Origin of the sequence: Pseudomonas capsici (assembly GCF_017165765.1) — a bacterium.
In the GTDB taxonomy this organism is placed as follows: domain Bacteria; phylum Pseudomonadota; class Gammaproteobacteria; order Pseudomonadales; family Pseudomonadaceae; genus Aquipseudomonas; species Aquipseudomonas capsici.
Map to the genome: position 1 here is coordinate 1 of NZ_JAFGZD010000033.1, position 12,997 is coordinate 12,997.

The 12,997-nt window shown below is 56.0% G+C and carries 10 protein-coding genes; 1 reads left to right on the forward strand and 9 read right to left on the reverse strand.

Translation table 11 applies throughout. The features are described from left to right. Positions 1-223 precede the first annotated feature (223 nt). Positions 224-616: a DUF6957 family protein gene (locus tag JSY17_RS24955; RefSeq protein ID WP_206403294.1), complete on the reverse strand. Its 393-nt coding sequence runs from the start codon at positions 614-616 to the stop codon at positions 224-226. Between the two features lie 41 nt (positions 617-657). Continuing rightward, positions 658-1,296 carry an antitoxin Xre/MbcA/ParS toxin-binding domain-containing protein gene (locus JSY17_RS24960; RefSeq protein WP_232849647.1) on the reverse strand — a complete coding sequence of 213 codons (639 nt, stop codon included), beginning with the start codon at positions 1,294-1,296 and terminating at the stop codon, positions 658-660. 223 nt (positions 1,297-1,519) lie between these two features. On the opposite strand from JSY17_RS24960, the gene JSY17_RS24965 reads away from it, so the two are divergent. Further along, positions 1,520-2,068, forward strand: a complete 549-nt coding sequence (locus JSY17_RS24965; RefSeq protein WP_206403295.1) for a 3'-5' exonuclease — start codon at positions 1,520-1,522, stop codon at positions 2,066-2,068. 29 nt (positions 2,069-2,097) lie between these two features. On the opposite strand, the gene JSY17_RS24970 is transcribed toward JSY17_RS24965, so the two are convergent. The 7 genes from JSY17_RS24970 to JSY17_RS25000 all read right to left on the reverse strand — a co-directional run bounded on the left by JSY17_RS24970 (position 2,098) and on the right by JSY17_RS25000 (position 12,990). Then, positions 2,098-2,580 (reverse strand): Mov34/MPN/PAD-1 family protein, encoded by a 483-nt coding sequence (locus JSY17_RS24970; protein ID WP_206403297.1) that lies wholly within the window; start codon positions 2,578-2,580, stop codon positions 2,098-2,100. After that, complete coding sequence (locus JSY17_RS24975) at positions 2,577-4,361, reverse strand: HesA/MoeB/ThiF family protein (RefSeq protein WP_206403298.1); 1,785 nt, start codon at positions 4,359-4,361, stop codon at positions 2,577-2,579. The genes JSY17_RS24970 and JSY17_RS24975 overlap by 4 nt, the downstream gene beginning before the upstream one ends. Beyond that, a complete protein-coding gene (locus JSY17_RS24980) occupies positions 4,345-5,595 on the reverse strand; it encodes a nucleotidyltransferase domain-containing protein (RefSeq protein ID WP_206403299.1) in 1,251 nt (416 codons plus the stop codon). The genes JSY17_RS24975 and JSY17_RS24980 overlap by 17 nt, the downstream gene beginning before the upstream one ends. Beyond that, positions 5,596-6,762, reverse strand: coding sequence for an SAVED domain-containing protein (locus JSY17_RS24985; protein WP_099586113.1), 1,167 nt, complete (start codon positions 6,760-6,762; stop codon positions 5,596-5,598). Positions 6,763-7,115: 353 nt separating this feature from the next. Continuing rightward, complete coding sequence (locus tag JSY17_RS24990) at positions 7,116-10,259, reverse strand: efflux RND transporter permease subunit (RefSeq protein WP_206403300.1); 3,144 nt, start codon at positions 10,257-10,259, stop codon at positions 7,116-7,118. After that, on the reverse strand, positions 10,256-11,737 hold the full coding sequence (locus JSY17_RS24995; RefSeq protein ID WP_099586115.1) for an efflux RND transporter periplasmic adaptor subunit: 1,482 nt from the start codon (positions 11,735-11,737) through the stop codon (positions 10,256-10,258). Before JSY17_RS24995 ends, JSY17_RS24990 begins: the two co-directional genes overlap by 4 nt. Further along, positions 11,734-12,990 carry a TolC family protein gene (locus tag JSY17_RS25000; RefSeq protein WP_206403301.1) on the reverse strand — a complete coding sequence of 419 codons (1,257 nt, stop codon included), beginning with the start codon at positions 12,988-12,990 and terminating at the stop codon, positions 11,734-11,736. The genes JSY17_RS24995 and JSY17_RS25000 overlap by 4 nt, the downstream gene beginning before the upstream one ends. Between the last annotated feature and the right edge of the window lie 7 nt (positions 12,991-12,997).

A 12,997-nucleotide genomic window follows, 5' to 3' on the forward strand; every position in this document is an offset into this window, starting at 1 on the left:
TGGTTACCTACAACATAGTTTGACACAGACCCTCAAGTAAACCGGGGGCTGTAGGATGATCCGGGATCCACACAACAGCAACATAGACTGACACACGCGCGTCACATTTCAAATACGGTACCCGATTGGTAACAACATAGATTGACACAACAGCGTCGGCGTTCGTTCATGCCGAAACGCTATGCGAGCGCGACTTGGCACTCACCCGTTCGGAATAGAGTTTTCAGCACAGGCTCAGTGCGATGTCTAAACCTGTGCGCAACCTTCGACCGGCCCCCATCAGCACGTAAACGGTGTTTTTTGTTAGAAACAAGCAGTCGTGGATGAAGGAAACACCCAGTGTCGTTTTGACCCAATCACCAGGTGCGAAGCGGCCTTTACTGTCTTGGATAACGGTCGAAGCGTAAACGAGAGCAGGAATCAGCTCTCTATCCGTAATGGCTTTCCGCTGACTTGTTGTGACGTCGAGATCCAATATCGCCCAATCAGCAACAAGACAATAGGCACGGGAAGCGAAATGCAGGCGGGCGAGCGCTACAGCATCTGGGGTGGTGAGTTGGCATCCGTCTATTTTCTCACCACAAGAAAGCACTGAAATATAATCTGCCAAATTCATGACTACCTCCTGCCGATCAAAAACCGATTCGAACGAGAAGCTCAAAATGACATGCCCTCCGACACTTGAATCAGCATTTCTTCGACTAAATGTGTGCCAAAAGTTGTAGCGACCAACGACGATGGGCTTTCTCCCAAAAAGCGGGCTTTGGGTTTGGAAAGCCATTGTTTGGCCTTAACTTTGTCACCGAAGATCACCTCGGCCATGGCGGTAATATGTACAAACCGGAAAAGGCGATCGCTCTCAGGCAGCGTTAAAAGCTGATTGGCTGACAATCTTGTTTTTAGCGTTTTGGGTTGAATGATTCTGTCGCGCTCTTGGTCGCTTAAGGTTCCATCATCACAAAGCATTTTAATCAGGCTGACCGAGAAGCCAGCTACTATCATGTCGTGAATGTCCAGATCCGAGGCATTGACAGAGATATGAAGAAGCCTCTCCAGACGCATGCGATAAGCATGATAGACATCCTGACGCAGGACGACAGAAACCATGGGCCGCACTGATGTTGCGTTGTGCACGGGCGTTAGCACTAATGTGCCATTCGCTACCATTAGCTCCAGGTCGTCCCCAACACCTAACCTCATTTGGTCAAGCAACTCTTGAGGCAGATCGATGATGATGTCGCCAGTACCGTCCTCAGTTTTTTGGCACTTGACTATCCAACGCTCGTTTTCACTCATGATCGTCCGGCCCTCATCCGCCATCAGAATGACACACATCATTATGCTTGGGCGCAGAGCTGACCAAAGGAACCGGCGTTCCGCTGACAGACAGGCGCTGCCGCTGCTCGAACGCCAGATAGCGAGTGAAAGGGCAAAAAATGGGTCAACGGCAATACCTGCCTTTCCACCTTCACATGGCTAAGCCTGAGCGTGATCAGGTAACTACACGAAAGGATATGAAATGCACCCTGATGAGCTTTATGTTTCCGTCGATGTCGAGACGTCTGGGCCTATACCAGGCGAATACAGTCTGCTTTCCATTGGAGCTTGTCTTGTAGCCCAACCTGAAACGTCCATTTATCTTGAACTACGACCTGACAGTCCGAAACACGACCCCGAAGCGCTGGCAGTATCGGGGCTGAGTTTGGAGAAGCTGGAGCGCGATGGCCTCGCTCCGCAACAGGCGATGCTGACATTTGATAAGTGGCTGAAGTCGTCCTGCAAAACGGGGCAAAAGGTCATTTTCGTAGGACTAAATGCACCGTTTGACTGGTCATTCGTCAACTACTACTTTCATAAATACTTGGAAACCAACCCCTTTGGTTTTACCGCTATCGACATGAAGGCCTTCTTTATGGGCGCTGTAGGTTGCAGCTGGCAGGAAACAAAATCATCCAAAATGACCGCTGCGCTGAAGCCACTCAGCGAGCCGAACCATAACGCATTGGATGATGCCCGCTTTCAGGCAGAGCTCTTCGCTCTGATGCTAGCGGGTAAAGGTAAACGCTGACTTGCCTTCCACCCTCACGGACTTAAAGCTCATCTGACCCAGGTGGCCTCAACATATCTGCCGTCCCTGAACGACCACGCCTTGATACCTTCGGGTTTTTCGGACTTGCCGACAATAACGGCTATCGGGCGCGGCAGATCCTGCGTGTAACGTGCAGCAAATTTGGAGAAGCTGCCGATGTCTGCCGGAGAGATCACCGGAACGGATTGGGGATGCGTATGCCAATACCCTACCAGACGCAACCCTTGTTCGTTGGCAGCCTGGATCTCCTGGCGGCACCGCTCCGCATCCAACTCTAGCCAAGACCAGCCTGATCGATCGGCGCGATGGGGCACCGTGGCTAAGGCCAGCAGCAACCCTTTCGGATCAACCGGGTTGACGAATAACTGTCCCCCTCGCTCCACGCCAAAAAGGCCCTGCCGATGACTAACCAAGATGTCCGCGACAGCTTGGGACACCAATAGCTCGGAATTCACATCCGGCCATCGCCAGCGCCATGCGATATCCGTCATACCGTTTCGTCCTTATCTTCCGGCCATCCACGCTCGAGTAGGATTTGCTGCGCCCCCTCTGGCAGTTTGGGCCCTTGGTATTGGCCTCCCAGGCTCAGCACATCTTCAGGTCTGTAAATGCTGCTGATCCAAGATGCAGTGGCGATGTTGCCAGTTAATGCGCGTAGGGCCGTGTGCGACACCATAGAGGCGATATTGGTCATCCCCAGTGAGCCGCCTGGGATGAAGCTCTCCCCACAGGCGGGCAGCGGAACAACACCTCCTCCCGGCCACTCTGTAAATCTATGCACGAAATCGCCGACGTCCGTGAATAGATGACGGCCATCAAAGGTGCCGGCTGGTGCAAATAGCGCATGACCTACCTGGGTATGCGGTTCGCTCCAGGCTTGTACAAGCCCCCAAGGAGCACCGCTGGATTTGACTCGCCATACAGTGACTTCCGACTGCCAGTCTGCTGTCGTGATCACCACCAGATCAGCGTTATCGAACACTTCTGGTTTGCTGCTCATTACCACTTCGGCAAAAGTCGAATATGCGGTGCATTCTGTCGTCGGAAGATCTAACAGAATCTTGTCCCTTAACGCTGACGCTTTCAGTCTCCCTAGACTATCCGCTCCCAGAACGTGCCTCCCCAGATTGGCTGACACCAAGGTGTCAGGATCGATGAGAGTAAGGTGGCCGACACCGGATCGTGCCAACTGTATTGCGACCGCACTGCCTAGCGAGCCAACACCAACGCAAACTACCCGAGCATTTTCCAGGCGCTGTGCGGTGCCGCTTATATCGCGGGACAGAATGGACGCTCGATCAAGCACGTCCAGGGTAGTTGCCCGGACGAGCGCCGGTGGATGTGCATTTGCGATAGCTGGCCGGCGCCGCGCTGTACGCAGGCCAAACTTTGCCCCCCGCTCCTGCTGTACGCCGAGCGAGCGCACATTCAGGCAATATGTTGGAGCATCTGCCCCTCCTGGAAGCTCCAGAACAATCCATCGACTCGCCAATGTTCCATTCTGCTCAAACCATGCCAGCAATTGCTCGGCATCGTCGGGTTTAAGGTGGGGCGTTAGCCACGGCAATAAATCTTCTGGATCCGGGGTGCGGATATCCGGATAAGTCTGAAGCTTGACGTAAAAACCGGGAGTTTCGGCCGCGCGAATGACAGCGGAACGCCCGACAACCCGTCGGTAATGCCCTTTGAGTGCAGCTACGTTCGATGCTAACCAAACCGTTTCCTGACCGGATGGCACAGCCCGGCGCGGATCGCTGAGTGCAAACAACTGCGAGGCAGCCTGAGGTCGATCCAACAGTAAAAGGTTCTGGAATGACTGACCGTGCTGAAAAGACCAGTAGGTAGTGATCTCATTCTGAAATTCGATATCGCGCGTTGCCTGGCTTGATCCCAGCTTGGACAACGAAACGATCTGTGCCAAGCGAGCAAGGCTGTCCTCTACCACAACCTCCGGGGAGCCCATGATGGGGCGTTCCTGAAAGCCATGAAGGCAAAGCCCCGACCTGGTGGCATGCGGCCAAACCAGCCATGGAGAGGGTTCGACGTTCAGCCGCAAAAGCCCACGGGGAAAATTGGAGGGGAAACCAATACGCAGTCGCCGCTCCTGCCCCGTGTAATCGATGGGCAAGGGAAAGTAAAAGGACGCCGCTTCGTCAGCCCGCATGGGTGCGGGCTGGAGCAATGCATCGGCAGCGTCCTGACCTAGGGTATTTCGCAGTGCGGCGATTCCGCGCTGCAATGGCGTCGTAATAGGATCAACCAAGGCGTCCAACTGGCTTTACGCTCGACTGAGAGGTTGCGCCACCGCTGGCCCCTCCGAAGAGCGAACCCATCGAAGCAGAGTTTCGAGTAGTGCCATCCGGTCGGCCGGGCATGGTCCAATTCGCAGGGATCTCATTGTTCACTGCCGTAATGAGTGCCGGTGCAATACCGAAATTCTTTTTCACTGCTTCGGCAAAGGAATCATTGGATTCAAAACTTTCCAAACCCAGTGATACGGATGCACTGGCGTCCGCATGCCACTTGGCAAATGCTTGGCGATAGCCTTGCCCTTCGCCTGGTCGATTCCACTTTTCTGCAAAGTTTTCGCCGTTATCGGCAGGGTTGCAGACAAAGCAATCGTTTCCTCTATGCGCGATGTGCTGCGGCATTCTGCGGACGATTTCCAAAATTGCATCGAGCGGAGCCAAAGGCTTCGACTGCGATTCCTTCACGACATCAAGATATGCGTGAGTGGCCAGGGTGGTGATGACCGCAGATATGGGGCGAGTATCAGCGCTCCTTGTGGTGATGGCCCATTCATCGCGATGTCGCTTGAGCAGCTTTATGGTCGCACGCAGGGGATCTTGATCGATGTAATCCTGATAATGCGGCAAAGGATCTTGTGTCGCGGCATCGAGCATTCGCTGGCTTTTGGCAACTACCAAGCTTTCCAGAGAGATTTCCTGGGCGGAGGCAACCTGTAACCAATTCGAGTACGGGATAGGGCTGCTTGCTTTCCACCCTGTGACCCGATCTGGAACCTCCAGCTTTCCCTCGCCGTTTGCTTCGCCATTTCCGTTGATTGCGCGGGCAGGCGTGACGTCGATGTGGAAGCCTGGATTTTCGTCGGCATAAACGATGCGGATGCCACGACGTAACTGTTTAACTTCTTCCTGAACGCGGGAGCCTTCCCTAAAACGCTGCTCAATCGCTTCTAAAACTTCCTTCGCACTAGCGCCTTGAGCGTGAGGGAGCCAGATAATCGCGTCCGCATCAATGGTGTCCAGATCCGCAGGCGCGCCCGGGATTGGCTTGATGGTCGTTTTCAGCCGCATCGAGCCTTGAACAAAGATGTGGGCCTCTGCGAGCAGCGGGTTGTCGGAAGCCGAGAGGATTTTTTCCAGTTGGGAGTAGCGGTCATTGATTTTTTCGTACTGCGCTTCCGACAGCGAGATCTCCCGCGCGGCGCGAAGCAGAAAATATTCCCAACTGCTGCGCTTGGTCTGTTCGTTGCTCAATAGCATTTACCTAGCCTCCTGGGCCACCGAGCCCAATTGCAGTGTTTGCGTAAACCGATCATGGTTTTCTTTGTCCCGATCGAAGATCAGGTACGTATGTTGATGCTGCGTTGTGAGCAACGCGCCAAACTCGATGGCCAATGCCGCAGGAATTGCGGCGAAGACGTGGATAGGGTCAGGAGTCAGAGCTTCAAGCTGGCTCAGCCGTATTTGAAGTGCGTCGCGAAAGGCATGAATCACTCGACGGTTCTGTACCATCGCATAGCTTGGTTCTGGGATCGCCAGCTCTGCAATACGTGCACCGGGCAGAGCGTCAGTCACGTCGCGAACTGGGACTTGCGCAGAAATAGAAAGCACCAGCGCCAGTGGCCCGTCGCCTTCGGGGGGAGGTGTAAACAAAAAAGCGGGCGGCTCGGCGGACTGATCGGGCCAGCGCAAACGATGTTCGCGGTGAAAGGAGAAGATCAAGCGCTTGGAACGGTCGCCGATACTCTGGCCCAGCATCATCAAAGCCGGGATGTCGGCCAAGCCGACTACTGCCAGCGCAGGCGAATCGCCGTAGGTGCCGCCGCGACGCTTGAGTTGCTGTTCCAGCTCATACTGGATGCTGTCTTTGACGTTTTGCCAATAGGTAGCGTCGCGGCCGCGTGGTCCGGGCGCAGGGAAAGTGATTTTGATGCCTTGATCGAAGGCGGTTAATCCCTCGGCGGACATCGCAGTCAACAGATCGCGAACGGGAATATCGTTGATTGTCTGAAAATGCTGACTTTGGACGATGAGAGGAATGGCTCTACCACCATCGGGGGTCGTTGCGGCGAGTCGGATGCGTTCCAGGTACGCTTGGTGTAAACCACTCAAATCATTTTCAGGATACCCATCTGCGTCACGATCAATTTTGTCATGACAACCTGGGCACAGGAGCATCAGATTAGCGGTATCGTTTGTGTGCGCCTCAGCATCATGATCGGCGCGTCCCCGAGGGCCTTTGGGACTGGCGGGCAGAATATGCGCCACTTCGCCCCATCTCATTGGCTTGCCGGCACGATAGTCGAACGTCAGATCCGTACCGCACAGTTCACAATGACCAGCGGTCTGTGTCCATACGATCCGCTTCGTCTCATCATTTGTGTTGAAGCGCCCGCTTGCGGGCTTAGCGTCTTCTTGTTCTGCCATTCCGACCTACCCCCGAGAAACATCCATGATTGAAAACGATGATGGCAAGATAAGATCATATTAAGGTCATTTGCCTCAATTTCAAGAGAGATCTGTGGGTGACGAATGCTGAGTCGGCTTTGAGTCAGAATGCTTTTCTGGGTCATCGAAACACAGTGGTGGCAGCGTTCGTTCTCAGGCAAGTGCTGGTGGGTCATGGCACTGACCACAGCGTATGTATCGAAATTAGCGAGTTTATGCAAAAGACATAAACTCGCTAATTTCAATACACATCGCGAACAGGACTGATGAAAACGAGCTGTGCAGAGCAAACGAGGCTGCAAGTGCAGCCCCTTTTGTACATTTTCTACGCGTCAGTCCCTGCCAAGCTCAGCGGATAGGTTTCGGCGGCGCATGAGCTGATAGGCCGCTGGAATGACAAACAGCGACAGCAAGGGCGCCGTGACCATACCGCCAATCATCGGGGCGGCAATGCGGCTCATCACCTCGCTGCCGGTACCGCTTCCCAGAAGTATAGGTAACAAACCAGCGATAATCACCGCCACGGTCATGGCCTTGGGTCGAACGCGCTGCACAGCGCCTTCACGAATCGCGGCCATTAACTCGCGTTCTGTGTCGTCACCGAGGTCTTGACGCTCGGCCCAGGCATTTTTCAGGTAGAGCAGCATGATCACGCCAAATTCGGCAGAAACGCCGGCCAAGGCGATAAAGCCGACCCCGGTGGCAACCGACAGGTTGAATCCCAAAAGATAAAGAAACCATGCACCGCCCGTGAGGGCAAATGGCAGCGTGGCCATAATCAGCAGGGCCTCGTCAAAGCGGGCAAATGTCAGGTAAAGCAGCACGAAGATGATCAGCAGCGTGGCAGGGACCACCAGTTTTAGTCGTGCGTTGGCCCTCTCAAGAAATTCGAACTGACCTGAGTAGCTCAGGCTCATGCCGGGCTGCAACTTGACCTGCTCGCTGACGAGCCGGCGCAAATCGGCGACTACGGAGGCAATGTCCCGGCCGCGCACGTCGATGTACACCCAGCCTGAAGGCCGTGCGTTTTCACTTTTGAGCATCGGCGGCCCGTCGTTGACCTTGATCTTCGCCACTGTGCCAAGGGTGATCTGGCTGCCTAGCGGGGTGTAAATTGGCAACTGCTCCAAAGCGCCAAGCGAATCCCGCCACTCCCGAGGGTAACGGACGTTGATAGGGAAGCGTGCAAGCCCTTCAATGGTCTCGCCGACATTTTCACCGCCGATAGCGCCGGCCACGATTGACTGCACATCGGCGATATTCAGTCCGTATCGGGCGGCGGCTTCTCGGTCGATATCCACGTCGATGTAACGTCCACCGGTTAATCGCTCGGCCAGAGCCGAACTGACACCGGGTACGCCCTTGGCCACTCGCTCGACCGCTTGAGTCGCGGAATCAATCTCCGTCAGATTGGTGCCGGCAATCTTTACACCAATCGGACTTTTGATCCCCGTAGCCAGCATGTCGATTCGGTTGCGAATCGGTGGTATCCAGATATTGGTCAGCCCAGGAACCCGCACCACTCGGTCCAGCTCCTCCACCAGTTTTTCCTGAGTCATGCCTGGGCGCCATTGCTCCTGTGACTTGAACTGGATAGTGGTTTCGAACATCTCCAGCGGCGCCGGGTCGGTGGCAGTTTCGGCACGTCCCGCTTTACCGAAGACATGTTCGACCTCCGGCACGGTTTTGATCAGGCGGTCGGTCTGTTGCAGCAGTTGCGCCGCTTTATGTGCGGACAATCCAGGCAGGGCCGAAGGCATATAGAGCAGGTCGCCCTCATTCAAAGGCGGAAGAAACTCGCCACCCAAGCGCGACATTGGCCATAGCGCACTAAAAAACACCAACGCCGCCACCAGCAGCGTGATCTTCGGTCGCCGCAACACTGCATCCAGACCCGGCTGGTAGATCCGGATGAGCCAGCGGTTCAGCGGGTTGTTTTTTTCACTAGGAATCCGTCCCCGAATCCAATAGCCCATCAACACCGGCACCAAGGTCACTGACAATCCTGCTGCTGCGGCCATGGCGTAGGTTTTGGTAAAAGCCAGCGGGCCGAACAACCGCCCCTCTTGCGCTTGCAGGGTGAACACCGGAATGAACGAAAGGGTGATGATCAACAAACAGAAGAATAGAGCTGGTCCAACTTCAGCCGCTGCTTCGGTCATTACATGCCAATGACGCTCACCCTTCAGTTCCTCACCAGGATTGGCGACGTGCCAGGCCTCAATCTTCTTGTGTGCGTTTTCGATCATTACCACAGCAGCATCGACCATGGCGCCGATGGCGATGGCTATCCCGCCTAAGGACATGATGTTCGCGTTAATCCCTTGGTAGCGCATGACAATAAAGGCCATCAGCACACCGACCGGCAGGGAAATGATCGCCACCAGGGACGAGCGCAGGTGCCAAAGAAAGATCCCGCAAACCAATGCGACAACGATGAACTCTTCGATGAGCTTGTGGCTGAGATTTTCCACAGCACGGTCGATCAGCTTGCTGCGATCGTAGGTGGTGACGATTTCCACCCCGGCCGGCAGGCTGCTTTTCAGTTCGTCGAGTTTGGTTTTGACCGCCGCAATGGTCTCGCGAGCATTCTTACCGCTGCGCAAAATCACCACGCCGCCAACCGTCTCGCCTTCGCCGTCGAGTTCGGTGATGCCACGGCGCATCTCCGGCCCCAACTGGATCGTGGCGACATCGCCCAAGTTCACCGGCACACCGCCCGATCCCAGCTTGAGTGGGATCGCCCGAAAATCATTGAGCGTCTTCAGGTAGCCGGATGCACGCACGATGAACTCGGTCTCTGCCATCTCCAGCACCGCGCCACCCGTTTCCTGATTGGCCTTGCCGATCGCTTCGGTCACCTCGGCCTGCGTAATACCAAGGCTGGCCAGTTTGAGCGGATCAAGCTGCACCTGGTACTGCTTGACCATGCCGCCCACAGTGGCCACTTCCGCCACATTGGGCAGGGTCTTGAGCTCAAACTTTAGGAACCAGTCCTGAAGTGCGCGTAGCTGCGCCAGATCATGCCCGCCAGTGCGATCCACCAGCACGTACTGGAAGATCCATCCCACGCCTGTCGCATCTGGCCCCAACGCCGGTTTGGCGCTGGCCGGCAAGCGGCTTTGTACTTGGCTCAAGTACTCCAACACCCGCGAGCGAGCCCAATACAAGTCAGTGCCGTCTTCGAACAGCACATAGACAAAGCTGTCACCGAAGAACGAGTAACCACGCACCGTCTTGGCGCCTGGCACTGAGAGCATGGTGGTGGCCAACGGATAGGTGACCTGGTTCTCGACAATCTGGGGTGCTTGTCCAGGATACGGGGTGCGGATGATCACCTGCACATCGGACAAGTCTGGTAGCGCATCAATGGGCGTGCTCTGCACCGACCAAATGCCCCAGGCCGTGATGAACAGCGTCGCCAGTAGCACCAGGAATCGGTTGGTTACTGACCAACGAATCAGGGCGGCAATCATGGCTGGCCCCCTGATTTGTCCAGACGCTCAACGCGCAAGCCGTCGTCGGTCTGATTCACACCTATCCGGACCTTGTCGCCCGTTTTAAGGCCCTGCATCAGAGCGGGATTGGCGAGCGGGAACGTCATCGTCATGCCAGGCATGCCCAGCGTCTTAAAAGGGCCGTGAGCGAGAGTGACTTCTTTATCGTTGATCTCAACGATTTTCCCATCCGCTTCATGCAAACCGGCGGCGGCACTGGTGGGTGAAGGTTCCGCTGATTTGGCAACGATGCCTTTAAGACTGGCCTCTGAGTCGAGCAGGAACTGGCCAGAGCTAACCACTTTTTGGCCCTCTTCCAAGCCTTTCAATATCGCCGTCTTGCCATCGCTTTCCTGCCCAAGTTGCACCTCCACGGGACGATAGCGACCGGCGTCTTCAGCGAGCATCACCAGAGCACGTCGACCGGTGCGAATGACCGCCTCGCTCGGCACCCACAGCACACTTTGCTCCGTCGCGCGATTAAGGCTCACGCGTGCGGTCATGCCCGGCCTGAGACGGCCTTGCGGATTAGGCAATTCGACGCGCACGCGAAGGGTGCGACTATCGGAATTGGTTTCTGGAAGAATCGCGCTTACCACGCCGTTGAGCACGACGCCTGGGAACGCGGCCAAACGCGCCTCAGCCACTTGGCCCAGCTGGATCGACCCGGATTCAGTCTCCGGGACCGCCAGAGCCAGCCAGACGTTACTCAACCCATTCACGCGTGCCAGCGTTTGGCCGGCAGCCACTGTCATACCTTCGCGCACATCGAGTTCTTGCAACACCCCACTGATAGGGCTGGTGAGGGTCAGGTTCGGTTGGACTTTGCCACTGCGCTCTACTTGAGTAATCGATGCCGCCGGCATCCCGGTAAGCCGCAAACGCTGGCGAGCCGCTGCCAGCAAGCCCGCATCGCCGCTACGCTTGAGTGCGAGAAACTCCTCCTGAGCCGCAGCCCACTCCGGGACAAGAATATCCGCCAAGGCGGCGTTGGCTTTGATCACATCGCCAGGAGCATGGGCATACACGCGCTCGACGAAACCCGCCGTACGGGCCTGGATGACGGCGACGTCACGCTCGTTGAAGGTCAATACACCGACAACGTCCAGACTCGAAGCAAACACACCTCGATTGACCGTAGCCAGTCGCACACCAAGATTCTGGGTCAGGCTTGGATCAATGCGAACAGTGGCGCTGTCCCCCTTGCTATCCGCGTACTGAGGGACCATCTCCATGTCCATGAAGGGCGACTTACCCGGCTTATCGAATTTCTGTTGTGGGTACATGGGGTCGTACCAATACAGAACCTTGCGATCGACTGATGGCTCCGGCTTCGGCTCCGATGCTGCATCCGGTACTGCGCTCACCCTCGGTTGGGCCAACCAGTAACCACCGGCAACGCCCAAGGCAATTGAGATGCTGACAACAAAAACCCCTTTCCATGTTCGAGAGATCATTGAGCGGACTCCCCATAGGCGAAATACAGGCGAGCGCTGGTGAGAGCACGCTGCTCTTCAACATCAATCTGCTTGAGACGGGCTTCGATAAGCTCGCGCCGAGCGGCCACGACGGAGTTCAGATCGCCTTTGCCGGCGCGATAGCTGGCCATAGTGAGCTCGACCTTTTCTTTAGCCAAAGGGAGCAGGCTGGTCTTGGCTCGATGAACGGCGCGGTTCAGGCGCTCATAGTCCGCTAACTCATCCTCCAATTGCTGGGTGTGCTCGCGTGAAAGGACTTCACGCTCAGCCTCAAGCTGATTGAGTTCCGCATGCTTGGCTGCGATTTTTGGGTTTTGTCGCGAGTCAGGAAACAGTGGTAGATCCCATGAAAACTGCACGCTGACCATGTCGCCGAACTCTCGGCCGCGATGCTGATAGTCGACTTCCCAGCTCCAATCAGACCGCTTTTCCGCTTCGGCCTCGCGGACCCTGGCCTGCGCTTCGCGGGTCATTGGGGCAAACGCAGCCAATTCTGGGTGATGTTGAACCTTATGAGAGTAACCAGAGGCTTCTACAGGCCATTCAGGCAAGCTGCCCACGGGTTTATCGTTTGCGGCTGGTCCAATCCAGCGCTTCAAAGCTGCTCGGGCTTGCGATCGCTGGCGAATCAGATCGTCCTGCTGCTCTTCCAGTTGTGCCGCCTCCTGTTTGGGCGTGACGGCATCAGCAGGTTGAGCGCGGCCACCGGCAATCTGCGCGCGGACGGTATCGGCCAGCAGGCGGTTTTCCCTATAGAAGTCCTGGAACAGCGCGTCTTTACGCTCAACGGAATAGCTGCTGATCCAGGCCAGCGCCGTGGCCTGACGAACCTTTAGACGTTCGACCTGACGCTCAGCGGCAGCGCGCTCAATGGCTGCATCAGCAACCTCAATTCGGGCTTTTCGTTTGGCGCTGTTGGGCATTTCCTGACTGACACCGACCATTTGCATGGTCATGAAGTCCTGATCGATGCTCCAGCGATCCGGCCCCCCAATGGGATAGTTCTGTATACCTACCAGCAACTTGGGATCGGGTAGTTCCCCGGCTGGGATGGCTGCGCTAGTGGCGGCACGAATTTTTGCATCTTGTGCAGTCAGCGACGGCGCATTGGTTTCAGCCAGTTGCAAAGCATCATCGAGTGTCAACGCAGCAGCGAAACTCGGCGTGGCCAATACGCTTGCCGCCAAGATGGCCACGAGGGGCCGCCCTGTGCAATAGCACTTGGATTTCATGTTCACG

Excerpts from the sequence above, each read along its gene's own strand:
- JSY17_RS24990 (WP_206403300.1), bottom strand. The coding sequence starts at position 10,259 with ATGATTGCCGCCCTGATTCGTTGGTCAGTAACCAACCGATTCCTGGTG.
- JSY17_RS24955 (WP_206403294.1), bottom strand. The coding sequence starts at position 616 with ATGAATTTGGCAGATTATATTTCAGTGCTTTCTTGTGGTGAGAAAATA.
- JSY17_RS24980 (WP_206403299.1), bottom strand. The coding sequence starts at position 5,595 with ATGCTATTGAGCAACGAACAGACCAAGCGCAGCAGTTGGGAATATTTT.
- JSY17_RS24995 (WP_099586115.1), bottom strand. The coding sequence starts at position 11,737 with ATGATCTCTCGAACATGGAAAGGGGTTTTTGTTGTCAGCATCTCAATT.
- JSY17_RS24965 (WP_206403295.1), top strand. The coding sequence starts at position 1,520 with ATGCACCCTGATGAGCTTTATGTTTCCGTCGATGTCGAGACGTCTGGG.
- JSY17_RS24985 (WP_099586113.1), bottom strand. The coding sequence starts at position 6,762 with ATGGCAGAACAAGAAGACGCTAAGCCCGCAAGCGGGCGCTTCAACACA.
- JSY17_RS24960 (WP_232849647.1), bottom strand. The coding sequence starts at position 1,296 with ATGAGTGAAAACGAGCGTTGGATAGTCAAGTGCCAAAAAACTGAGGAC.
- JSY17_RS24970 (WP_206403297.1), bottom strand. The coding sequence starts at position 2,580 with ATGACGGATATCGCATGGCGCTGGCGATGGCCGGATGTGAATTCCGAG.
- JSY17_RS25000 (WP_206403301.1), bottom strand. The coding sequence starts at position 12,990 with ATGAAATCCAAGTGCTATTGCACAGGGCGGCCCCTCGTGGCCATCTTG.